The sequence below is a fragment of the Streptomyces olivochromogenes genome (assembly GCF_001514115.1).
Lineage (GTDB): Bacteria > Actinomycetota > Actinomycetes > Streptomycetales > Streptomycetaceae > Streptomyces > Streptomyces olivochromogenes.
Genome location: NZ_KQ948452.1, coordinates 576,075 through 598,268 on the forward strand (window position 1 = coordinate 576,075; position 22,194 = coordinate 598,268).

At 70.3% G+C, this 22,194-nt stretch carries 21 protein-coding genes; 10 read left to right on the forward strand and 11 right to left on the reverse strand.

Annotated features, from left to right (window positions below; all coding sequences use genetic code 11):
• The first annotated feature begins 208 nt into the window (after positions 1 to 208).
• Complete coding sequence (locus AQJ27_RS08485; protein WP_067364072.1) at positions 209 to 1,000, forward strand: methyltransferase domain-containing protein; 792 nt, start codon at positions 209 to 211, stop codon at positions 998 to 1,000.
• Between the two features lie 5 nt (positions 1,001 to 1,005).
• Here the strand turns inward: AQJ27_RS08485 and AQJ27_RS08490 are convergent, their stop codons facing one another.
• Both AQJ27_RS08490 and AQJ27_RS08495 read right to left on the reverse strand, forming a co-directional pair.
• Positions 1,006 to 1,923, reverse strand: coding sequence for a carbohydrate kinase family protein (locus tag AQJ27_RS08490; protein ID WP_067364837.1), 918 nt, complete (start codon positions 1,921 to 1,923; stop codon positions 1,006 to 1,008).
• A 125-nt stretch (positions 1,924 to 2,048) separates the two neighbouring features.
• Positions 2,049 to 2,954, reverse strand: coding sequence for a pseudouridine-5'-phosphate glycosidase (locus AQJ27_RS08495; protein ID WP_067364075.1), 906 nt, complete (start codon positions 2,952 to 2,954; stop codon positions 2,049 to 2,051).
• A gap of 97 nt (positions 2,955 to 3,051) precedes the next feature.
• Between AQJ27_RS08495 and AQJ27_RS08500 the strand changes: the two genes are divergently transcribed.
• Together AQJ27_RS08500 and AQJ27_RS08505 are read left to right on the forward strand one after the other, a co-directional pair.
• Positions 3,052 to 3,480, forward strand: coding sequence for a VOC family protein (locus AQJ27_RS08500; protein ID WP_067364078.1), 429 nt, complete (start codon positions 3,052 to 3,054; stop codon positions 3,478 to 3,480).
• A 63-nt stretch (positions 3,481 to 3,543) separates the two neighbouring features.
• Positions 3,544 to 3,906 (forward strand): cupin domain-containing protein, encoded by a 363-nt coding sequence (locus AQJ27_RS08505; RefSeq protein ID WP_067364081.1) that lies wholly within the window; start codon positions 3,544 to 3,546, stop codon positions 3,904 to 3,906.
• 25 nt (positions 3,907 to 3,931) lie between these two features.
• Here the strand turns inward: AQJ27_RS08505 and AQJ27_RS08510 are convergent, their stop codons facing one another.
• From AQJ27_RS08510 to AQJ27_RS08520, 3 genes are all read right to left on the reverse strand, one after another.
• Complete coding sequence (locus AQJ27_RS08510) at positions 3,932 to 5,206, reverse strand: MFS transporter (RefSeq protein ID WP_067364840.1); 1,275 nt, start codon at positions 5,204 to 5,206, stop codon at positions 3,932 to 3,934.
• A 202-nt stretch (positions 5,207 to 5,408) separates the two neighbouring features.
• Positions 5,409 to 5,963: a methylated-DNA--[protein]-cysteine S-methyltransferase gene (locus AQJ27_RS08515; RefSeq protein ID WP_054235945.1), complete on the reverse strand. Its 555-nt coding sequence runs from the start codon at positions 5,961 to 5,963 to the stop codon at positions 5,409 to 5,411.
• A 92-nt stretch (positions 5,964 to 6,055) separates the two neighbouring features.
• Positions 6,056 to 6,931 carry a glycerophosphodiester phosphodiesterase gene (locus AQJ27_RS08520; RefSeq protein WP_067364084.1) on the reverse strand — a complete coding sequence of 292 codons (876 nt, stop codon included), beginning with the start codon at positions 6,929 to 6,931 and terminating at the stop codon, positions 6,056 to 6,058.
• Positions 6,932 to 7,211: 280 nt separating this feature from the next.
• On the opposite strand from AQJ27_RS08520, the gene AQJ27_RS08525 reads away from it, so the two are divergent.
• The 6 genes from AQJ27_RS08525 (at position 7,212) to AQJ27_RS08550 (ending at position 15,579) form a co-directional block, all read left to right on the forward strand.
• Positions 7,212 to 8,078 (forward strand): MHYT domain-containing protein, encoded by an 867-nt coding sequence (locus AQJ27_RS08525; protein ID WP_067364087.1) that lies wholly within the window; start codon positions 7,212 to 7,214, stop codon positions 8,076 to 8,078.
• A 40-nt stretch (positions 8,079 to 8,118) separates the two neighbouring features.
• Positions 8,119 to 10,248 (forward strand): excinuclease ABC subunit UvrB, encoded by a 2,130-nt coding sequence (gene uvrB / locus AQJ27_RS08530; protein WP_067364090.1) that lies wholly within the window; start codon positions 8,119 to 8,121, stop codon positions 10,246 to 10,248.
• Positions 10,249 to 10,408: 160 nt separating this feature from the next.
• Positions 10,409 to 10,987 (forward strand): TerD family protein, encoded by a 579-nt coding sequence (locus AQJ27_RS08535; RefSeq protein ID WP_067364093.1) that lies wholly within the window; start codon positions 10,409 to 10,411, stop codon positions 10,985 to 10,987.
• A 45-nt stretch (positions 10,988 to 11,032) separates the two neighbouring features.
• A complete protein-coding gene (locus tag AQJ27_RS08540) occupies positions 11,033 to 13,051 on the forward strand; it encodes a TerD family protein (RefSeq protein WP_067364095.1) in 2,019 nt (672 codons plus the stop codon).
• Positions 13,052 to 13,334: 283 nt separating this feature from the next.
• Positions 13,335 to 14,351, forward strand: coding sequence for a TerC family protein (locus tag AQJ27_RS08545; RefSeq protein WP_096239791.1), 1,017 nt, complete (start codon positions 13,335 to 13,337; stop codon positions 14,349 to 14,351).
• Between the two features lie 127 nt (positions 14,352 to 14,478).
• Positions 14,479 to 15,579 (forward strand): calcium:cation antiporter, encoded by a 1,101-nt coding sequence (locus AQJ27_RS08550; protein ID WP_067364099.1) that lies wholly within the window; start codon positions 14,479 to 14,481, stop codon positions 15,577 to 15,579.
• A gap of 67 nt (positions 15,580 to 15,646) precedes the next feature.
• Here AQJ27_RS08550 and AQJ27_RS08555 read toward each other — a convergent pair whose 3' ends face one another.
• Complete coding sequence (locus AQJ27_RS08555) at positions 15,647 to 16,948, reverse strand: MFS transporter (protein WP_201264284.1); 1,302 nt, start codon at positions 16,946 to 16,948, stop codon at positions 15,647 to 15,649.
• Positions 16,949 to 17,191: 243 nt separating this feature from the next.
• On the opposite strand from AQJ27_RS08555, the gene aroQ reads away from it, so the two are divergent.
• On the forward strand, positions 17,192 to 17,665 hold the full coding sequence (gene aroQ, locus AQJ27_RS08560) for a type II 3-dehydroquinate dehydratase (RefSeq protein ID WP_054235938.1): 474 nt from the start codon (positions 17,192 to 17,194) through the stop codon (positions 17,663 to 17,665).
• A gap of 1 nt (position 17,666) precedes the next feature.
• Here the strand turns inward: aroQ and AQJ27_RS08565 are convergent, their stop codons facing one another.
• The 5 genes from AQJ27_RS08565 to AQJ27_RS08585 form a co-directional block, all read right to left on the reverse strand.
• The gene (locus AQJ27_RS08565; RefSeq protein WP_067364105.1) at positions 17,667 to 18,419 is read right to left on the reverse strand and encodes an amino acid ABC transporter ATP-binding protein; all 753 of its coding nucleotides are present in this window, start codon (positions 18,417 to 18,419) and stop codon (positions 17,667 to 17,669) included.
• Complete coding sequence (locus tag AQJ27_RS08570; protein WP_067364109.1) at positions 18,416 to 19,342, reverse strand: amino acid ABC transporter permease; 927 nt, start codon at positions 19,340 to 19,342, stop codon at positions 18,416 to 18,418. Before AQJ27_RS08570 ends, AQJ27_RS08565 begins: the two co-directional genes overlap by 4 nt.
• Positions 19,339 to 20,223 carry an ABC transporter substrate-binding protein gene (locus AQJ27_RS08575; RefSeq protein WP_067364112.1) on the reverse strand — a complete coding sequence of 295 codons (885 nt, stop codon included), beginning with the start codon at positions 20,221 to 20,223 and terminating at the stop codon, positions 19,339 to 19,341. Before AQJ27_RS08575 ends, AQJ27_RS08570 begins: the two co-directional genes overlap by 4 nt.
• Positions 20,224 to 20,624: 401 nt before the next feature.
• On the reverse strand, positions 20,625 to 21,281 hold the full coding sequence (locus AQJ27_RS08580; RefSeq protein ID WP_067364115.1) for an MBL fold metallo-hydrolase: 657 nt from the start codon (positions 21,279 to 21,281) through the stop codon (positions 20,625 to 20,627).
• Positions 21,282 to 21,290: 9 nt separating this feature from the next.
• Positions 21,291 to 21,980: a maleylpyruvate isomerase family mycothiol-dependent enzyme gene (locus AQJ27_RS08585; RefSeq protein ID WP_067364118.1), complete on the reverse strand. Its 690-nt coding sequence runs from the start codon at positions 21,978 to 21,980 to the stop codon at positions 21,291 to 21,293.
• Positions 21,981 to 22,194 lie beyond the last annotated feature (214 nt).

The following is a 22,194-nucleotide window of genomic DNA, read 5'->3' on the forward strand; positions in this document are numbered from 1 at the left end:
CGGAAAAGCCTGTGGGAACGGAATGTTCCACTTCGTTTCAGTGGTGTCGGGCGGCATCACGTTTCAGTGGTGCCGGACGGCATCGGACCAGACCGGCGGGGTTGCTGTCCGCGCGTCAGAGGTGTGCGGTGCCCGCGGTGACGCACGGGTGGGGAGAACGGGAGCGTCGGCGATTCCGGACAAGCGGGTCAACTGGGATGATCGCTGTATGACGCAAACCGACGGCTATCTCCTCGACAACCGGCAGACCGAGGCGGGGCAGCGCTTCGACGCCTTCGCCACTCTCTTCGACCCCACGACCTTCCGGCACATCGAGCGCTTCGGCATCGGGTCCGGCTGGCGCTGCTGGGAGGTCGGCGCGGGTGGCACGTCCGTGGTGTCCTGGCTCGCCAAGAAGGTCGGCCCGACCGGGCGGGTCGTCGCGACCGACATCGACACGTCGTGGGCGGCCTCCGCGGCCCGCCCGCCGGTCGAGATCCGGGTGCACGACGTGGGCGCCGAGGAACCGCCGGGGGAGGGCTTCGACCTCGTGCACGCACGGCTCGTGCTGGTCCATGTGCCGGACCGGGAGCGGGCGTTGCGGTCCATGGTCAAGGCGCTGCGGTCCGGCGGACGGCTTCTCATCGAGGACGCCGACCCCGCGCTGCAACCGCTGCTCTGCCCCGATGAGCACGGCCCCGAGCAACAGCTCGCGAACCGGCTGAGGCACGGTTTCCGCAAGTTGCTCGCCGAGCGCGGCGCCGACCTCTCCTACGGCCGCAAACTGCCTCGCCTGCTGAGGGAAGCGGGACTGCGCGAGGTGGAGGCCGACGCGTACTTCCCCGTCACCTCGACCGCCTGCGCGGACCTCGAGTCCGCGACGATCCGTCAGATCCGCGACCAGCTCGTCACCGCGGGGATCGCCAGCAACGAGGACATCGACCGTCACCTGGCCAACGTGGCCTCCGGCTCGATGGACCTGGCGACCGCGCCGATGATCTCGGCCTGGGGACGCAAGTAGCGCCGCTACCGGACCCGCGCCCCCTCGGGCCTGCCCCCGACCCGCTCCACCGCCATCGCCCCCGCCCTGCACCCCTCCACCGCCGCCGCCTCGGGCTGGGCGCCCGCGAGAAGGGCGGCGAGGAACGCTCCGGTGAAGGCGTCGCCGGCGCCCGTGGTGTCGCGAGGGTCCGCGGGCACCGCGGGGACGTGGGCCCGTACGGCGCCCGAGCGGGCCACCAGGGCCCCGTCGGGGCCCTGCTTCGCGACGACCAGGGGGACGTGGTGGCTCAACTTGGCCGCCGCGTCCGCCGGATCGGGCAGTCCCGTCAGCAGGAACGCCTCGTCGCGACTGGGCAGCAGCAGGTCGACGCCCTCGGCGAGCGCGAGGAAACGGTCCGCGCCCAGTTCCGTGAGGAACCCCGCCGACGCGGGGTCCAGGCTGACCGGTACCCCACGCGCGCGTGCCGACTCCAGAGCCACCGACACCAGCGCCCGGCTCGGCTCGGAGAAGAACAGATAGCCCGACAGATGCAGCCACGCGACACCGTCGAGCAGCGCGGGCGACCAGTCGTCGGGGTCGAGCCGCAGGGAGGCCCCGCTGTCGGTGAGGAACGTCCGCTCGGCCGAGGCACCCTGGTCCACCAGGCAGATCACCGTCCCCGTCGGCGCCTGCGGATCGACGACGAGGAGGGGGCGTACGCCGCAGGCCACCAGCTCGCGCTCGTGCCAAGCGGCGGCATCCGCCCCGACCCGGCCCAGCAGCCGCACCTCGGCGCGGCCCCAACGCGCGGCCCAGCACGCGACGTTGGCGCCGGCCCCGCCCGGCAGGGTCCGGATCGCGGCGGCCGTGTCGGTGCCCGCCGCGAGCGGCCCACGGTGACGGGCGACGATGTCCGTGACCACGTCACCGACGACGAGCAGCGCCCCCGTCGCCGGGCCCACGTCCCGCCCGGCACCGCTCCGGTCCGCCGGGTGCGCGGGGTCCGTCGGGTCCGCGGGGTCCGCCGGGTCCGCGGGGTCCGCCGGGTCCGCGCCCCGGCCCAGGCCGCCGTCGCGATCCGGCCCGTTCACGCCCCGGCCCAGGCCGCCGCGATCCGTCCCGCGAGTCGTACGTTGCCGCGCACCGCCGCCAGATTGGCGCTCAGCGACGCACCGTCGGTGTGCCGCACCAGATGGTCGAGCAGGAACGGCGTCACGGCCTGCCCGCTCACGCCCTCCGCCTCGCACGCGCGCAACGCCTCGGCGAGCACGCGCGCGTGGAGCGCGGGATCGAGCTGCTCCTCCACGGGGACCGGGTTCGCCACGATGAGCGCCGATTCCGGGCCGTCCAGCGCGTCCTGCGCGCGCATGACGTCCGCCACCTGCCCGGGGGAGTCCAGCGTCCAGTCCACGGGATGTCCCGAGTCGGACAGATAGAAGCCGGGGAAGCGGCCGGTGCCGTAACCGGCCACCGCGACGCCCAGTGTCTCCAGGCGCTGCAGCGTCGCCGGCACGTCCAGGATCGACTTGACGCCCGCGCACACCACCGTGATCCGGGTCCGCGCCAGCAGGCCCAGGTCCGCCGACTCGTCCTGCGTCACCGTCCATTCCCGGTGCACCCCGCCGAGGCCGCCCGTCGCGAACACGCGGACGCCCGCGAGAGCGGCCAGCAGCGCCGTCGCGGACACGGTCGTCGCGCCGCTCGCTCCCGCCGCCACCGCGAGCGGCAGATCGCGGTGCCCCAGCTTGCGGATCCCGTCCTCGTTGGCGATCCGCTCCAGCTGCTCCTTGTCCAGTCCGACATGGGGCCGCCCGTCCAGCACGGCGATCGTCGCCGGTACGGCGCCCTCCTGCCGTACGACGTCCTCCAGCTCCAGCGCGACCTGCAGATTGCGCGGGCGGGGCAGCCCGTGCGCGATGATCGTCGACTCCAGGGCCACCACCGGCCGGCGCGCGTCGAGCGCCTCCCGCACCTCTTCGGACACCACGATCACGTGCCTGCCTCCTGTCTGTCGCCTTTCCTCATCTCTGGCGGGCGGCACGCCCGGTCAAACCCTTGCGACCTGCGGCGTACGACACCAGCCTGGGGTCATGACGGACAACTCGGCACGTCTTGACCATGTCGTCCTGTGGGTGCGCGATCCGGTCGCCTCGGCCGCCTTCTACGAGAAGACGGTCGGCCTCGAACCCGTGAGGGTCGCCGAATACGCGGAGGGGAAGGCGCCGTTTCCCTCCGTGCGCCTCAATGAAGAGACCATTCTCGACCTCATGGCCCTCCCCATGGCCGAGTACATGAACATGATCCCGGGCGCCGCGGACAGCGCGGGGCACCCGGTCAACCACGTATGCCTGTCCCTCCAGGAAGCCGATTTCGACGCGCTGCACACACGTCTGGAGGAACGGTCCGTCCCGCTCTCGGGTTTCTCGTACGACTCCTTCGGCGCCCGTGGCATGGCCAAGCGCAGCTTCTACTTCCAGGACCCGGACGGAAACGTCTTCGAGGCACGCCACTACGACTAGGTTCCGGGCCTTCGCACCACCCTCCGCGTGGGGCTTTCTCGCATGCCCTTAAGGTGACCGCTCATGACCAAGAACACGCAGGCCACCCCGTCCTTCGCCGTGCACATCCCCGACGCCGAGCTGGAACCGGAGCCCTTGGACCCGGCTCAGATCGTCTCCGGTGACCCGGTGGTGAGCGGCAAGGTGCTGTGGGAGTCGGCCGACGGCAAGCAACTGCGCGGCATCTGGCAGATCACGCCCGGCGTGGTGACGGACACCGAGGCCAACGAACTCTTCGTCGTCGTCAGCGGTCGCGCCACGATCGAGGTCGAGGGCGGTGACGTGATCGAGGTGGGTCCGGGCGACGCGGCCGTGCTGCGCGAGGGCGACCGTACGACGTGGACCGTGCACGAGACGCTCCGCAAGGCGTACCACATCAGCCTCTGAATCACTCTCTGAGGCCCTTCGGCGCTCACCGGCGGTTTCGGCCCCGGCGCCGCGTGAACAGCGCCAGCCCGCCCAGCGGCACCAGCAGGCACGCGGCGAGGAGGTTCAGCCACCCGTAGCTCGCCTGTGCGACGACGAGACCGGCGGTCGCCCCACCGACACCGGCCGCCGTGTTCATGGTCAGGTCGGACACCCCCTGGGCGGCGGCCCGCGCGGCCTGGGGCACCGAGTCCGTCAGGAGGGCCGAGCCGGACACGAGCCCGGACGACCAGCCAAGGCCCAGGACGAAGAGCCCCGCGGCGATCTGTCCGTGGCTGCCGCCCGCCGTGCCCGCGAGGAGCGCCGCACAGGCGAGCAGGCCCACGGCGAGCCCGATCCCCGAGAGCCGCCCGAGCCGGTCCGAGAGCCGCCCCATGAGGGGCGAGAACGCGTACATGCCCGCGATGTGGCCACTGATCACCAGCCCGATCAGATCGATGCTCGCCCCGTGATGCCCGAGGTCGACGGGGGTCATCGACATGATCGAGACCATCGCGGTGTGCGAGACGGCCACGGTCACGAGCGCCAGCCTGGCCCGCGGCGAGGCGGCGACCGCGGCGAAACCGGCGCGGATGGAACGCGCCTGGGCCGACTGCTCCTCGACGGGTGCCAGCGCCCGGGCGGTCAGCAGGGGATCGGGCCGCAGCAGCACGGCCACCAGCAGCGCGGACAGGAGGAAGACCCCGGCCGCCCAGAGGAAGGGCCCCGCCGCCTCGGGTATCCCGAGCCCGGAGACGCTGCGTCCGGCGGGCGCGGCGATGTTGGGTCCCAGCACCGCTCCGATCGTGGTCGCCCACACCACGTTCGAGATGGCCCGGGCACGCCGCTGCGGCTCGGCCAGATCGGCGGCCGCGAACCGCGCCTGGAGGTTCGCCGACGAGGCCGCGCCGAAGCCCGCCATGCCGAGCAGCAGCAGCGGAAAGCTCCCCACACACGCGGCGACCACGACGACGCCCGCTCCCGACGCCCCGATGAGGTAGGCCAGCACCAGGCCCGGGCGGCGTCCTCGCGCGGTCATCAGCGCGGCCAGCGGCACGGAGAGCACCGCCGTCCCGGTGACCGTCGCGGTGGGCGCGAGCCCGGAGAGCGACTCCGTGCCACTGACCTGCTTGGCCAGCACGGTGGCGAGCGCGATGCCGGTGGCGACGCCGAGCCCGCCGAGGATCTGACCGGCGATGAGTACGGCGGTGATGCGGCGCCGCAACGCCGGTATCTCCCCGGCGTCCACGGGCACGGCGAGCTGCCGCTCGACGGAGGTCACGGCGAACACTCGGACGCGCTGGAATCGGCTTGGGTCACCGGCGCAGTTTCCAGCCCGCGCCCCCGCATGAACAAGGGGTGTCGCGAGCTATGAGCGCTGTCGGCTCCGCGGGTACGGCAGGTACGGACAGGTAACGGCGTTCCGCACCGGGCACGGCAAGCACCGTACCCAGCCGCCAGCCGCCAGCCGCCAGCCCCGCCCGTCAGAACAGCGGTTCCGGCAGCACTCCCTCCAGCGCCAGCAGCTTCCGCTTGGTCTCCAGGCCGCCCCCGAACCCCCCGATGCCGCCGTCGCTCTCCACCACCCGGTGGCACGGCACGACGACCGGCAGCGGGTTCGAGCCCATGGCCACGCCCACGGCCTGCGCCGCGCCCGGCTGGCCGACCCGGCGGGCCAGGTCGCCATAGCCCACGACCCCGCCGTACGGAACTCCCGCGGCCAGCTCGCGCAGCACCTGACGGTTGAACCCGGAGATCAGCGACCAGTCCAAGGGCAGCTCGAAGTCCCGCCGCTCGCCCGCGAAGTACGCCGTGACCTGGCGTATCGACTCGGCCAGGAGCGGTGAGCCGGGTGCCTCGACCGGCTGGGTGCCCAGACGTGCGGCGAGCCGCTCGAGCGCCTTGTCGCGCACCGCGTCCGTGGCGTGGAAGACCACGTTCACCAGGCCGTCCGGTGTCGCCGCCAGCAGCAGCGGACCGATGTCCGTGCCGACGACGGCCCACACGACCCGCTGTTCGTCCTGCCCATCGCTGTTCATGCGATCCACCGTACGGTCCGCCACTGACAATGCCCGCGGCGCGGACGCCGCCCGGCGTCCGCGCTGCGGGCGAGAGACCCGCCGACAACCGATCAGGTCTGTTGCAGAGCGCTCCGGATCACGTCGGGCTTGTTCGTGATCACGCCGTCCACGCCGTAGCCCGCCAGGCGCCGTGCGGTGTTCGCGGCGTCGATGGTCCAGGCGAAGACCTCCATCGGCCGGCTGTGCGGTCCGACGAGAGAGTGGACCGCGGAGACGTAGTCGGCCGAGAGGGAGGCGTGGTCCGGGTTGATCAGATCGGCGAACCGCGCGTACTCGTGGAGGCGCGCGACCGACGGCTTGCCCAGGAAGGCCGTCGTGATGCCGGGACGCAGTTCGTGGACCGTCCGTACGCTCCGCTCGCTGAAGCTCTGGACGACCAGCCGGTTCCTGAGATGGTCCGGATCCAGCCAGCCTTCGTTGCTCAGGACCTTGAGGGTCTCCCGCTCGATACCCGGATAGAGCTCGGGGTTCTTGATCTCCAGCACGAGCTTCTGGTGATTGTGCGAGACGCGGTTCATGTACTGCTTCAGCGTCGGTACGCGGGTGCCCGCGTACCGGGGACCGAACCAGCTCCCCGCGTCCAGGCGCGCGACCTCCGCCGCGGTGAAGTCCTTGACCTTCCAGGGAGCCCGGTGCGGATAGACCTTCTTGACGTCGGTCGTACGCGCCAGGCTTGCGTCGTGGAGCACGACCAGCTCGCCGTCCTTGGTGCGCTGGACGTCGTTCTCGACCCAGCCGAAGCCCATCGCGGCAGCCTTGTCGATGGAGGCGAGGGTGTTCTCGGGCGCGTAGGCGGACGCTCCGCGGTGCGAGACGATCAACGGAGCTTTGCGCAGGGAGCCGGCCTGTGCGTGGGAGGTGGGCAGTATCAGGATGGTTCCCCCGATGAACGCGGCGGTCGTGGCGGCGGCTGCGCGCGCGTGCATACGTACTCCTCGCGTCGAGCGATCACAGACAGATCAAGAGTGACAGCAGAGAGTCAACGACGGAGGGGTGCGGGATGGACACGGATTGAATGGAGTTGACCAAGTCCGCTCACCGGCATCACACAGGTGCGGCGAGGTCGTGATTCTTTGCCGGAAAATCGTTCGACCATTCAGGTGGGGGTCATACTCTCTGCCTCGACCCTGGCCGTTGTTTCGGTCCCGAGGGTGGGGGGCATTTCTGGGAATTTCTGGCGTAAAAGGGCGGGAAGGGCAGCCGCGCATGCAGGGCACGGTCGACGGCTTCAGTTACGGTCTCGTCACACCGCTGGTGGCGTACCTCATGGCCTGCCTGGGCGGAGCGCTCGGCCTGCGCTGCACCACCAGATCGATGCTCGTCGCCCACTCCTGGCGGGCCGGCTGGCTCGCGCTCGGCTCCGTGGCGATCGCCTCCGGCATATGGACCATGCATTTCATAGCCATGATGGGGTTCACCGTAAAGGAGACCCCGGTCCACTACGACAAGCCGACGACGTTCGCGAGCCTGGGCGTGGCCGTCGTGATGGTCGGCATCGGGATCTTCATCGTGGGTTACCGGGGCGCCACCGGAACGGCGCTCTTCACCGGGGGAACCATCACCGGTCTGGGAGTCGCCTCGATGCACTATCTGGGCATGGCCGGCATGCGCCTCAACGGGAACCTCGAATACAACACCCTCACCGTCTCCGCCTCGGTGGTCATCGCCGTCGTCGCCGCCACCACCGCTCTGTGGGCGGCGGGGCAGGTCCGGGGATTCCTCTGGAGCGTGGGCGCCAGCCTTGTCATGGGGCTGGCCGTCAGCGGTATGCACTACACGGGCATGGCCGCCCTCAGCGTCCATCTCCACGGCACGTCCAGCAGCCCCGGCGGCGACTCGGCCGCCGCACTGCTCGCGCCCATGATGATCGGCCCGCTGGTCTTCCTGTGTCTGGCGGGCGTCGTCGTGATGTTCGACCCGCTGATGGTCATGGGCAAGCCCGACTGGAGGCCCACGGAGCACCGGCCCGGCGTCCCGGCCCACTCCACGGTCCAGTACGTCGGCCGCCGCCCCCTGCCGCGCGCCGGCCGGGAGCGCGGCCACCGCAGCTCACGCACCCCCCAGAACCGCTGATCCGGGCCCGTTGTCAGTGCGGGGTCGTACGGTGGAACCCATGCGGCCCGTATCAAAGATCGAACGTTCGGTGGCGCCCTTCGAGGTCGTCAGCTCCTACCAGCCGAGCGGTGACCAGCCGGCGGCCATCGCCGACCTGGAAAAGCGCATCCGCGCGGGTGAGAAGGATGTCGTCCTGCTGGGCGCGACCGGCACCGGCAAGTCCGCCACCACCGCGTGGATGATCGAGAAGCTCCAGCGCCCCACGCTCGTCATGGCACCGAACAAGACGCTGGCCGCCCAGCTGGCCAACGAGTTCCGCGAGCTGCTGCCGAACAACGCGGTCGAGTACTTCGTCTCGTACTACGACTACTACCAGCCCGAGGCCTACGTCCCGCAGTCGGACACCTACATCGAGAAGGACTCCTCGATCAACGAGGAGGTCGAGCGCCTGCGCCACTCCGCGACCAACTCGCTGCTCACCCGCCGCGACGTCGTGGTGGTCGCCTCGGTCTCCTGCATCTACGGCCTCGGCACGCCGCAGGAGTACGTCGACCGGATGGTCAGCCTCAAGGTCGGCGACGAGATCGACCGCGACGACCTGCTGCGCCGCTTCGTCGACATCCAGTACACGCGCAACGACGTGGCGTTCGCCCGCGGCACCTTCCGGGTCCGCGGCGACACCATCGAGATCTTCCCGGTCTACGAGGAGCTCGCCGTCCGCATCGAGATGTTCGGCGACGAGATCGAGGCACTCTCCACGCTGCACCCGCTCACCGGTGAGGTCATCAGCGACGACAACCAGGTCTACGTCTTCCCGGCGTCCCACTACGTGGCCGGCCCCGAGCGCATGGAGCGCGCGGTCAACGACATCGAGAAGGAACTGGGGGAGCGCCTCGCCGAGCTGGAGAAGCAGGGCAAGCTCCTGGAGGCCCAGCGCCTGCGCATGCGTACGACGTACGACCTGGAGATGCTCCGCCAGATCGGCTCCTGCTCCGGCGTCGAGAACTACTCGATGCACTTCGACGGCCGCGCACCCGGCTCCGCACCGAACACGCTGATCGACTACTTCCCGGACGACTTCCTGCTCGTCCTCGACGAGTCGCACGTCACGGTCCCGCAGATCGGTGCCATGTACGAGGGCGACGCCTCCCGCAAGCGCACCCTCGTGGACCACGGCTTCCGGCTGCCCTCCGCGCTGGACAACCGTCCCCTGAAATGGGAGGAGTTCCAGCAGCGCATCGGGCAGACCGTCTATCTGTCGGCGACCCCGGGGAAGTACGAACTCTCGCGCGGTGACGGCTTCGTCGAGCAGATCATCCGCCCCACCGGCCTCATCGACCCCGAGGTCGTCGTCAAGCCCACCGAGGGCCAGATCGACGACCTGGTGCACGAGATCCGCAAGCGCACCGAGAAGGACGAGCGCGTCCTGGTCACCACGCTCACCAAGAAGATGGCCGAGGACCTCACCGACTACTTCCTTGAACTCGGCATCCAGGTGCGCTATCTGCACAGCGATGTCGACACCCTGCGCCGCGTCGAGCTGCTGCGCGAGCTGCGCTCGGGCGAGTTCGACGTCCTGGTCGGCATCAACCTGCTGCGCGAGGGCCTCGACCTGCCCGAGGTCTCCCTGGTGTCGATCCTCGACGCCGACAAGGAGGGCTTCCTGCGCTCGGGCACCTCGCTGATCCAGACCATCGGCCGCGCGGCGCGCAATGTCTCCGGCCAGGTCCACATGTACGCCGACCGGATCACCCCGGCGATGGAGAAGGCCATCGAGGAGACCAACCGCCGCCGGGAGAAGCAGGTCGCCTACAACGAGGAGAGGGGCATCGACCCGCAGCCCCTCCGCAAGAAGATCAACGACATCGTGGCCCAGATCGCCCGCGAGGACGTCGACACCGAGCAGTTGCTCGGCTCCGGATACCGCAAGGGCAAGGACGGCAAGGGAGCCAAGGCCCCCGTGCCCTCGCTCGGCGGCAAGGCGGCCAAGTCCGCCAAGGGCAAGGCCAAGGAGACGGTGCCGACCGACCGCCCCGCGGCCGAACTCACCGAGCAGATCGAGGAGATGACGGAGCGGATGCGGGCCGCCGCGGCCGACCTCCAGTTCGAGATCGCGGCACGGCTGCGCGACGAGGTGTCGGAGATGAAGAAGGAACTGCGTCAGATGAAGGAGGCGGGCCTGGCCTGAGGCCCCCGCCCACCGTGCCGGACCTCGGCGGATGCGCGCTGTGTTGCAACACCGACACAAAGCGCGCCCCAGGGTTCGGCACGGTCGCCGACGCTGCGTAGGGTTCTGGACATCCGCGGACTCCGCGGCAACAGGGGACAGCTCGAGAGGGGAACAGCGCGTGACGGTCAACATGACCAAGGGTCAGGCCATCAGTCTGCAGAAGAACGACGGGGGCACCTTGACCGCGGTGCGCATGGGGCTCGGCTGGCAGGCGGCTCCCCGGCGCGGCCTGTTCGGCTCGCGCACTCGGGAGATCGACCTCGACGCGTCCGCCGTGCTGTTCGCGGACAAGCAGCCCGTCGACGTGGTGTTCTTCCGTCACCTCGTCAGCGACGACGGATCCGTGCGGCACACCGGTGACAACCTGGTCGGTGGCGTGGGCCAGGGCGGCGACGACGAGGCGATCCTCGTCGACCTCCAGCGCATCCCGGTCCACATCGACCAGATCATCTTCACCGTGAACTCCTTCACGGGCCAGACGTTCCAGGAAGTGCAGAACGCTTTCTGCCGTCTGGTCGACGAGACCAACGGCCAGGAGCTCGCCCGCTACACGCTCGCGGGCGGCGGCCAGTACACGGCGCAGATCATGGCGAAGGTGCACCGCGCGGGCCCTGGCTGGCAGATGACGGCCCTGGGCACACCGGCCAACGGCCGCACCTTCCAGGACCTGATGCCCGCGATCCTGCCGCACCTGTAGGCAGCGCGGCGCCCGGCACACGAAGCGACACGGGGGGACAAGGCGATGACGGCCGAGCTGGTCCGGGGGCAGAACCACCCGCTCTCCCAGGCCCGTCTTGAGGTCCGCGTATCGGCCGGCCGGCCGATCGTGGCCGGGGCCACGCTGAGCGACGAGCAGGGCAGGGTCCGGGGCGTCGAATGGGTGGCTCACCCGGGCGCGCCGACCCTGCCCGGACTCGAGGTCTCCAAGCAGGCGGCGGCCGACCACCGGCTCGCGTTCGACCTGGACGCCCTGCCGGGGACCGTGCACCGCGTCAGCGTGCTGCTCGCACTGCCGACCGGTGTCGGTGGCCCTGTCCGGTTCGGGGCCGTCGCCGCCCCCTTCGTCGCCGTCACCGGCCTCGACGGCTCCGAGGTCGCCAGCTACACCATCACCGGCCTGGACACGGAGTCGGCCGTCGTCGCCCTGGAGCTCTACCGCAGACAGGGCGTCTGGAAGGTACGCGCGGTCGGCCAGGGGTACGCGGGCGGCCTCGCCGAACTCCTCACCGACCAGGGCCTGTCCGAGGCCCGGCAGCTCGCGGGCAGCATCAACGAAGCGGTGGCCCAGGGGCTGGCCCGCTCGGTGTCGGCACCCCCGCCGCGTTCGGCGGACACGGACCGCTCACGACAGGCGGCCGCCTCGGCGCCGGGACCGGACCAGCCGTACGCCGGACCGCAGGGCGCCCCCGGGACCGTACCGCCGCAGTCCCCGTACGACGCGCCGGGTCCGCAAGGAGCCACGGTGCCGCAGTCGGGCTACCCGGGAGGCCCCGCTCAACCCGACCCCTCCACTGTCACCCAGCCGTCCGCTCCCACGGGCGGCCCGGTCAACTACAGCCACCCCGGCAGACAGGCCGCCGCGCCGCCCCCGCCTCCGCCGACCGCACCACCGGCCGCGCCGGGGCAGCCCGCGCAGCCCGTCGCCGGTGACGCGACCGGCTGGTCCATGGAGGAGCGGCTCTACAACCAGGTGTGGGGCATGTTCGAGGACCTGGCGCGCACCACGGCCGCGTATCGCAGCGCCGTCGACTTCGCCGACTCGCGCCTGGAGCAGGAGCTCGACAAGGTCCTGTCCGACCCGCGCAGCCGGATCGGCGGGCAGGGCGACGCCGCGCGTGAGGCCGCCCAGGCCAAGCGCGCCGGTCTGGTCGACCAGGCCCGCGCGGCGCTCGACCGGGACCTCGCCCAGCTCGCGGCCGAGGCCGAGGTGGTCGAGCCCGCGCTGCCCGCGGCGTACGCATCCTGGGACAACCCGGTCTGGCACCGTTACCGGGTGCCCATGGAGATCCCCATGGCCCTGCGCCTCGGCGACCTCCGGCTGCCCGAGAGCGAGAACCTGGGCATCCCGATGCTGGTCCGCCTTCCGCTCGAACGTGGCCTGTGGATCGACAGCGGACGCGCCGGCCTCGACGACACGCTCGCCGACTCCGACGAGCTGCGCCGACTCGCCATGGACACGGCCGTGGCGCACGCCGCCCGGCTGCTCGCCGCCTATCCCGCGGGTGAGTTCACGGTGCATGTGATCGACCCGGCCGGTTCGGGAGCCTCGTGTCTTGCGCCGCTGGTGCGTTCCGGAGTCCTCGACGCTCCGCCCGCCGCCGGGGCCGCGGGGGTGGGCGAGGTGCTGGCCCGGCTCACCCAGCGTGTCGACCTGGTGCAGATGGCGGTGCGTGGCGGCGTGGCCGACTCGCTGCCGCCGGACCTCGACACCGCCGAACAACTGCTGATCGTCAACGACTTCCCGCACGGCTTCGACGACCGAGCCGTGACGCAGTTGCGCTATCTCGCGGACGAGGGACCGGCCGTCGGCGTCCATCTGATGATGGTCGCGGACCGGGAGGACGCCGCCGCCTACGGGCCGCTGCTCGATCCTCTCTGGCGTTCGCTGTTGCGACTCACCCCGGTGCCCGACGACCATCTCGCCGACCCGTGGGTGGGGCACGCCTGGACGTACGAACCCGCGCTCGTCCCGCCGGGCAGTCAGGTGCTCCAGCAGGTGCTCTCCCAGGTGGCGGCGGCCCGCCGGTCATGGAACCGCTGACCCGCAGAGGACTTTGCCAAGCATCGGTAAAGCCGTCCGACCAGCAGGTTTGGTCTTTCTTTTACTAATCGCTTTACCTTTCCTTGGTGTTTCGGGTACTGTTTTCCGTACGGAGGGGAGTACTCCCTACCAGTAGCGGCGTTCCCGTCAATACGGATCTGACCAGATCCCGGGGCGTCGGCCCGTGGACCGCGGACGCCTCACGTGTCCCCTCGGTCGCGGGTGGAAGAGACCTCCGGCAGCGACGACGCTGGTATTTGCCGTTACGACTGCCGGAGGCGCAGTGAATGTTTCCGTGACCCTTTGGGTCCTCACGATCGTGGGCCTCGCCGCCCTCATCGCGGTCGACTTCTTCATCGGTCGCAAGCCGCACGACGTATCGATCAAGGAAGCCGGGATCTGGACGATCGTCTGGATCGCTCTGGCCGGACTGTTCGGCCTGGGACTACTCGTGTTCTCCGGCGGCCAGCCCGTCGGCGAGTTCTTCGCCGGCTTCATCACAGAGAAGTCGCTGAGCGTCGACAACCTCTTCGTCTTCGTCCTGATCATGGCGAAGTTCGCCGTGCCGACGCAGTACCAGCAGCGGGTCCTTCTCGTCGGCGTCCTCATAGCGCTCGTCCTGCGCACGATCTTCATCGCCGCGGGCGCCGCGATCATCTCCAACTTCGCCTGGGTCTTCTACATATTCGGCGCGTTCCTCATCTACACGGCCTGGAAGCTGATCCAGGAGGCGCGGGCCGACGAACCGGAGGAGGAGTTCGAGGAGAACAAGCTGCTCAAGGCCGCCGAGAAGCGCTTCGGTGTCGCGGACCGATATCACGGCACGAAGCTGTGGATCCAGCAGAACGGCAAGCGCGTCATGACGCCGATGCTGGTCGTGATGCTCGCGATCGGCACCACGGACGTACTCTTCGCGCTCGACTCGATCCCCGCGATCTTCGGCCTGACCCAGGACCCGTACATCGTCTTCACGGCCAACGCGTTCGCGCTGATGGGTCTGCGCCAGCTGTACTTCCTCATCGGCGGCCTGCTCAGGAAGCTGGTCCACCTCAGCTACGGCCTGTCCGTCATCCTCGGCTTCATCGGCGTCAAGCTGGTGCTGCACGCACTGCACGAGTCCGGCGTCCACGTTCCCGAGATCTCCATCCCGGTCTCGCTCGGGGTGATCTGCGCGGTTCTGGTCGTCACGACGATCACCAGCCTGATCGCCTCCAAGAAGCAGGCGGCGCTGGAAGCGTCCGAGGGTGCTTCGAAGGCGCCGACGTCGGAGAAGTCCCCGACGAACAGCATCGACGTCTGATCACGTCGGAGGCGGCAACAGCCGCCTCGTGGCGGGGTGTGCGGGTGCAGGGCCGCGCATTCCGCCACGTGTTGGCTCGGGCGACCATCGGAATGCGGGGCCCGCCCGCGCCTGCGACGATCGCTGCATGATCGTTCGGCTCCGGTCACTCCTGACGCAGTGGACGGCCGTCGTGCCCGTGGTCGCGGTGGTCCTGCTGGCCTTCACCTGGGGGCGCGACCTGCCCGGCGCGATCGTCGCACTGGTGACCCTGGTCCTGGCCGGGGCGGTGCTGGCCGCGGTCCACCACGCCGAGGTGGTGGCGCACCGGGTCGGCGAACCCTTCGGTTCCCTCGTCCTGGCCATCGCGGTCACGATCATCGAAGTGGCGCTCATCGTCACCCTGATGGCGGACGGCGGCGCGAAGAGCTCGACGCTCGCCCGTGACACGGTGTTCGCGGCCGTGATGATCACATGCAACGGCATCGTGGGGCTGTGTCTGCTCGTCGCCTCCCTGCGTCACGGGCTCGCCGTCTTCAACGCGGAGGGCACCGGCGCCGCCCTGGCGACCGTCGCGACGCTGGCCACGCTCAGCCTGGTCTTCCCGACCTTCACCACCAGCAGGCCGGGCCCGGAGTTCTCCACGGCCCAGCTCACCTTCGCCGCGCTCGCCTCACTCGTCCTGTACGGCCTGTTCGTGACGACCCAGACCGTGCGGCACCGCGACTACTTCCTCCCGATCACCCGTCTGGGCGAGGTGATCGATGTGGACGAACACGCGAACGCCCCGTCCGCCGGTGCCACCAGGATCAGCCTGGGCCTGCTCGCCCTGGCCCTCGTCGGAGTGGTCGGCCTGGCCAAGGGCGTGTCGCCCACCATCGAGTCAGGCGTCGAGGCGGCCGGTATGCCGCAGTCCGTGGTCGGTGTGATCATCGCGCTGCTCGTACTGCTGCCGGAGACCATCGCCGCGGTCCGGTCGGCCCGCCGCGACCGGGTGCAGACCAGTCTGAACCTCGCCCTCGGCTCCGCGATGGCCAGCATCGGTCTGACGATTCCCGCGGTCGCCCTGGCGTCCGTCTGGCTCTCCGGACCGCTCGTACTCGGCCTCAGTTCCACCCATATGGTGCTGCTCGCGCTCACGGTGGTCGTGAGTTCCCTGACGGTCGTACCCGGACGCGCGACCCCCCTCCAGGGAGGCGTCCATCTGGTGGTGTTCGCGGCGTACTTGGAGCTGGCGGTCACTCCCTAGCCGACGCTCAGCCGTTGGAGGCGACGCTGAGCCGGTGGGGGCGACGCTGAGCCGGAGGAGCCGCTGCTCACTCCGTGGCCGGGGCGACGGCCATCCGGGGCACCGGCCGGGTCTCCGGCAGCAGTGCGAAACACCCGAGGCTGAACAGGGCGATCCCCGTCAGATACGCCGCCACGCCCCAGGGCACCCGCTCTCCCTCGGCCACCGCCGTCGCCACGATGGGCGTGAGCGCGCCGCCCAGGACCCCGCCCAGGTTGTAGCCCACCGCTGCTCCCGTGCAGCGCACCCGAGGCTCGTACAACTCCGGCAGATACGCGGAGATCACGGCGAACGTCGTGATGAACGCGAGCAGCGCCACCAGGAAGCCCAGGAACATCAACAGGGGTTCGCCGGTCGACAGCAGCGCGATCATCGGGAACATCCACAGTGCCGAGGCCGTACACCCCGCCAGACACAGCGGCCGCCGTCCGTAGCGGTCGCCGAGAAGGGCCACCACGGGCGTGAGGGAGCCCTGCACCACCACGGCCGCCATGATGCAGGACAGCATGACGGTACGGCTCACCCCGAGCCGCTCGACGCCGTACGCGAGCGCCCAGGTCGTCACGGCGTAGAACACGGCGTAGCCGACCGCGAGTCCACCGGCCGTCAGCAGGACGAGCCGCCAGTGGTCGCGCACCACCTCGGCGAGCGGCACACGCGCGTGGTCCTCCATTTCGAGGAAGCTGGGGCTCTCCGCGAGCGAACTGCGCAGCCACAGCCCCGCGGCGGCGAGCAGGCCCGCGGCCCAGAACGGCACCCGCCACCCCCATGCCGCGAACTGCGCGTCGGACAGCGTTGTCGACAGCATCAGCATCAGGCCGTTGGCCAGCACGAACCCCACGGAGGGGCCGATCTGCGGAAAGCTCGACCACAGTGCGCGCCGCTCGGCGGGCGCGTGCTCCGCGGTCAGCAGCACCGCCCCGCCCCACTCCCCGCCGAGCCCGAGCCCCTGAAGGAAACGCAGTACAAGAAGGAGCACGGGAGCGGCCGTACCGATCGAGTCGTACGTCGGCACGCATCCGACCGCGACGGTCGCGGTGCCGGTCAGCAACAGCGAGGCGACGAGCACCGGCCGCCGTCCGCGCCGGTCGCCGATGTGCCCGAACAGCATCGAGCCGAGCGGGCGTGCGACGAACCCGACGCCGAACGTCGCGAAGGCCGCCAGCGTTCCCGCCAGCGGTGAGAAGGTCGGGAAGAACAACGGTCCCAGGACCAGGGCGGCTGCGGTCCCGTAGACGAAGAAGTCGTAGAACTCGATGGCCGTTCCGGCGAGCGAGGCGGCCGCGAGCCGGAGCATGGAGGGCGCCCTTACGGTGTGTACATCGTGCATGCCGCGTCAACTACCCACGGTGACGGACGGTTACGGGGGCGCGCGGGAGCATGGTGCGCGTCGGAGGCTGATCCCGATGCGCCGGAGCAGACCGACCTCGTACTGCTCGGAGCGGGCCTCCTCTTGGAACGGCGGGTCTCATCACGGATTGGACGGCCCGTCACCACCGCGCCCCAGCGTGATAGACCGGGTCCGAGCAGCGGTCCGCAACGGGCCGGCAGATCTGGAAGGACCGGAGGAACCGTGCCCCGCACCCTCGCCAACGCCCCGATCATGATCCTCAACGGGCCCAATCTGAACCTCCTCGGGCAGCGGCAGCCGGAGATCTACGGCTCGGACACGCTCGCGGACGTGGCGGCCCTGTGTGCCAAGGCGGCCGCCGCGCACGGCGGCACGGTGGACTTCCGCCAGTCCAACCACGAGGGCGAGCTGGTGGACTGGATCCACGAGGCGCGCCTGAACCACGCCGGAATCGTGATCAACCCCGCCGCGTACTCGCACACCTCCGTCGCGATCCTGGACGCGCTGAACGCCTGTGACGGCCTTCCGGTGGTGGAGGTCCACATCTCCAACATCCACCAGCGCGAGGCGTTCCGGCACCACTCGTACGTCTCGCAGCGGGCCGACGGGGTCATCGCGGGGTGCGGGGTGCAGGGGTACGCGTTCGCGGTGGAGCGGGTGGCGGCGCTGGCGGGGACGGGGCAGGCGCAAGCCTGACTCAGAGCCGCCCCGCCTCCACGATCCGGCGCAGGAACCGCTGGGTGCGCTCCTGTCGCGGGCTCCCGAAGAGCTCCTCGGCCGTGCCGCGTTCGAGGACCACACCGCCGTCCAGGAAGCACACCTGGTCGGCGACCTCGCGGGCGAAGCCCATCTCGTGCGTGGCCAGCACCATGGTCATGCCCTCGTCCTTCAGGTCCCGGACGACGGACAGGACCTCACCCACGAGCTCCGGGTCGAGGGCGGCGGTGATCTCGTCGAGGAGCAGCAGTCGGGGACGTACGGCCAACGCGCGGACGATCGCGGCCCGTTGCTGCTGCCCGCCGCTCAGCCGGTCGGGGTACTCGCCCGCCTTCGCGCCGAGCCCGAGCCGGTCGAGCAGCTCACGCGCGTGTGCCTCGGCCTCCGCGCGGCCCACGCCGTGCACGCGGCGCGGGGCGAGCGTGATGTTCTCCAGCACGGTCATGTGCGGGAAGAGGTTGTACGCCTGGAAGACCACGCCGATCCGACGGCGTACGGCGTCGTGGTCGGCCCTCGGGTCGGTGATCTCCTCGTCGTCCAGCCAGATCGCGCCGTCGTCGATCTCCTCGAGGAGGTTCGCACAGCGCAGCAGGGTCGACTTGCCGGAGCCGGAGGCGCCGATCAGCGCGGTCACCGTGTGCGGGGCGACCTCCAGGTCGACGTCCCGCAGTACGACGGAGTCGCCGAAGGTCTTGCGGACGGATTCCATCCGCAGCACCGGTGTGCCGGTCATATGGTCCCTCCCTGGGCCCGCTGACGGTCCATCCGGGCCGTGATCCAGTCCGTGAAGCGGGTCATCGGAATGGTCAGCGCGACGAAGACCAGTCCCGCGACGATGTACGGCGTGTAGTTGAGGCTGCGGCCCACGATGATGTCGGCGGCCCGCACCGCGTCGACCGCGCCGCCGATCGACACGAGTCCGGTGTCCTTCTGGAGGGACACCAGGTCGTTGAGGAGCGGCGGCACCTGGCGGCGTACCGCCTGGGGGAGGACGACGTAGCGCAGGGCCTGCCGGTTGGTGAGCCCGAGCGAGCGGGCCGCGGCGCGCTGCGAGGGGTGGATGGACTCGATGCCGGCGCGGAACACCTCGGCGACGTACGCCGAGTACGTCAGCGTCAGCGCCGTACCGCCCAGGAGGACCGGGTCCACGGTGACGCCCTGCAGCCGCAGCGCGGGGACGCCCAGGACCACGATCATCAGGTTGATGATGAGCGGGAGGCCGCGGAAGAAGTCCGTGTACGCGGCGGCCAGGGCCCGTACGGGGAAGAACACCGGGCCGCGCAGGGTGCGGGCGATGGCGATCAGCATGCCCAGGACGAGGACCGCGGCGCCGCATATCAGGAGCAGCCGTACGTTCAGCCACAGCCCTTCGAGGACCTTGGGGAACGCCTCGCGCGCGTACTGCCCGTTGAAGAACGTCTCCTTGGTACGCGACCAGCCGGGCGCGTTGACGACGACGAGGTACAGGACGACGCCGGTGACCAGGGTGGAGAGCGCGGCGATCGCCGTCGCGCGGCGGGCGCGGGCGCGCTTGTGGCGCTCCCGTTCGATCCGCCGCTGCGACGGGACGTACGCCTCGGGCATGTCGCCCTCGCCGGAGTCCGCTCCAGGCTCCTCTCCAGGCTCCTCTTGCGACTCCTCCTTGGTGACGGTCACTTGAGCACCGGAGCGTCGACGGCCTCGGACAGCCACTGCTTCTCGATCGAGGCGAGCGTGCCGTCCTGGCGCAGGGCGTCCACGGCCTTCGTCACGCACGGAGTCAGGGCGCTGCCCTTGTCGAGGACGAGTCCGAACTGTTCGGGCGTGCCGCCGGTGTTCTCGAACTGTCCGACGATCTTGGCGTCGGTCACCTCGGCCGCCGTGATGTAGAACGCGGTCGGCAGGTCGACCACGATGGCGTCGACCTGGCCGTTCTTCAGCGCGGACTTGGCCTGGTCGTTCTTCGCGTACGCGGCCGGCTGCTGGGTCGGCTTCACCACGTCGTCGATGTAGTTCAGGCTGGTGGTGCCGACCTGGGCGCCCAGCTTGACGCCCTTGAGGTCCGCGATGCTCTTCGCCTTCGCGGCCTTGGAGCCCTTGAGCGCGATGACGGCCTGGCGGACGTCGTAGTAGCCGGACGAGAAGTCCACCGCCTTCTTGCGCTCGGCGCTGATCGACACCTGGTTGATGTCGAAGTCGAAGGTCTTCACGCCGGGCGCGAAGGCCTTGTTGAAGGGGACGGTCTGCCAGACGACGTCGCTCTTGCCGTAGCCGAGCTGCTTGGCCACGGCGTACGTGACCGCGGACTCGAAGCCCTTGCCATTCGCGGGCTTGTCGTCCTTGAACCACGGCTCGTACGCGGGCTCGTCGGTCGCGATGGTGAGCTTGCCGGACGTCCGGGTGCCCAACGCGCCCTTCGCGCAGGCTTCCCCGGTTGTCCCGGAGGCCTTGGCGGAGGCTTTGTCCTCCGGCTGCGGGGCACAGCCCACGGCGACGGCAAGCAGGGCGACGGTGGCGGCGGACGCGGTGCGGCGCAGGGTGCGTTGGGCGAGATGCATGGCGGGAGAGTGACAGCGAGGCATGCCGTTTGTCGAGGTCACAACGGCAAATGTCCGCATAGTGGGAACGTGTGTTGCGGTTCCGTGAACGCTCGATGAGAAGAGCCGCGGATCAGCCTGCCGACGGCTTTGCCGGGGCCGCCGGCCGAGGGCGGGGATCAATGGGCCGGCGGCCCGTTTCGCGTCAGGAGCCGTCGACCTGAGCGGGGCTGCTTCCAGTGGACTGCACCACCGCACGCGCCGGGAGCGCGCGCAGGGCACCGGTGCGTGCGCTCCATTCACACGAGGCGCGTGTTCGCGGACTTCACGCCCCCGGCCGGGGTTGCTGAGATGGCCCGGACCGGCCGGGGTTCGTCATACGACCCGGACCGGTCGGGGTTCGTTCGTCATGCGACCCGGAGTCACCAGCCGCGCGCGTGCCACTCCGGAAGGTGCGGCCGCTCGGCGCCCAGTGTCGTGTCGTTGCCGTGCCCCGGGTAGACCCAGGTCTCGTCCGGCAGTGCGTCGAAGATCTTCGTCTCGACGTCGTGGATGAGGCTGGCGAACGCCTTCGGGTCCTTGCGGGTGTTGCCCACACCGCCGGGGAAGAGGCAGTCCCCGGTGAACACGTGCGGGTGCCCGTGCGGGTCGTCGTAGACGAGGGCGATCGAGCCCGGTGTGTGCCCCACGAGGTGGCGCGCGGTGAGTTCCACGCGCCCCACCCGGATCGTGTCGCCGTCGCCCACGAGGACGTCGGTCGGCACGGGGATGCCCTCGGCGTCGTCCCGGCCCGCGTACGTGCGGGCGCCGGTGGCCGCCACGACCTCCGCGAGCGCCTGCCAGTGGTCGCCGTGCTGATGTGTGGTGACGACGGACGCGATGCCGTCGTCACCGATCAGCGTGAGCAGGGTGCCGGCGTCGTTGGCCGCGTCGATCAGCAGTTGCTCGTCGGTGGCCCGGCAGCGCAGCACATAGGCGTTGTTGTCCATCGGGCCGACCGCGACCTTGGAGATCATCAGGTTCTGCAGCTCGTGCACATCGGCAGGTCCGCCGACCTTCACCGCTCCGCTGTACGTCATGACGGCAGCCTATAGCGGGGGGAGCGCGGGGAGTGGGCCGCCATCGACGCTCAGCCCCAAGCCGTCGCGCCGTCCGCAGAGCCAGCCGAGCAGCGCCGGTGCGGGACCGGTCACGGTGACCTCGGGTCCGCCGCCGGCATCGCGTCCCGTGCTCCACGCGCGTGTGCCGTCGGTGATCCGTGTGGACGGCACCTCGGGGTGCCCCGTGAACCGATCGGTGAGGAACTCGATCTCCCGTTCCACGAACTCCTCCGGGAGATCCTCGAGCTCGTACCCGATCCCCAGGTCCACGTGGTGCAGCTCGACCTCGCCCCAGCGCCGGAACGGCACCCGGGCCGCGGAGTCCGTGACCCCGCCCCGCAGCTCCACCGTGCGCGACCAGTCCGCGGGCGCCGCCCCCGCGGTCTGGAACCGGGCCGCGCTCTCCCGCAGGTCCGCGAGCTGTCCGTCCAGGGGGCGCGGCGCGTCCCGCTCGATGTCGGCGTCCCGGGCTTCCCCGGAGACGTACATGGGGCGCCCGTCGAGGACGTTCACGAGCGCGTCCGCGTTACGGGAGAGGTGGGCGAGCACATGGCCGCGGCTCCAGCCGGGCAGCCGTGACGGCTCGGCCGCGGAAGCGTTGTCCATTTTGGCGGCTGCGTTGAGCAGCCGTTCGGTCGCGTCACGTACAGACGCCAGGTCGCGCACATGATCCATCATGCGGCCGACCCTAGCCCCGCCACACGTTCGGGTGAAGGTGGTCGGCCACGCCCGCAAATCGAATGCACGTGCTATACCCTCGAGTGCGGCGTCGGGCATGCTGGATGGTCCGGGATTGTTGTGAACCAGGGAAAGCAACCGGCGCTGTCAGTGGCTCCCCCTAGTCTGGGAAAGACGGGGGCCTCGGCCCCTGTCACTTCTCTCAAGAAAGGTG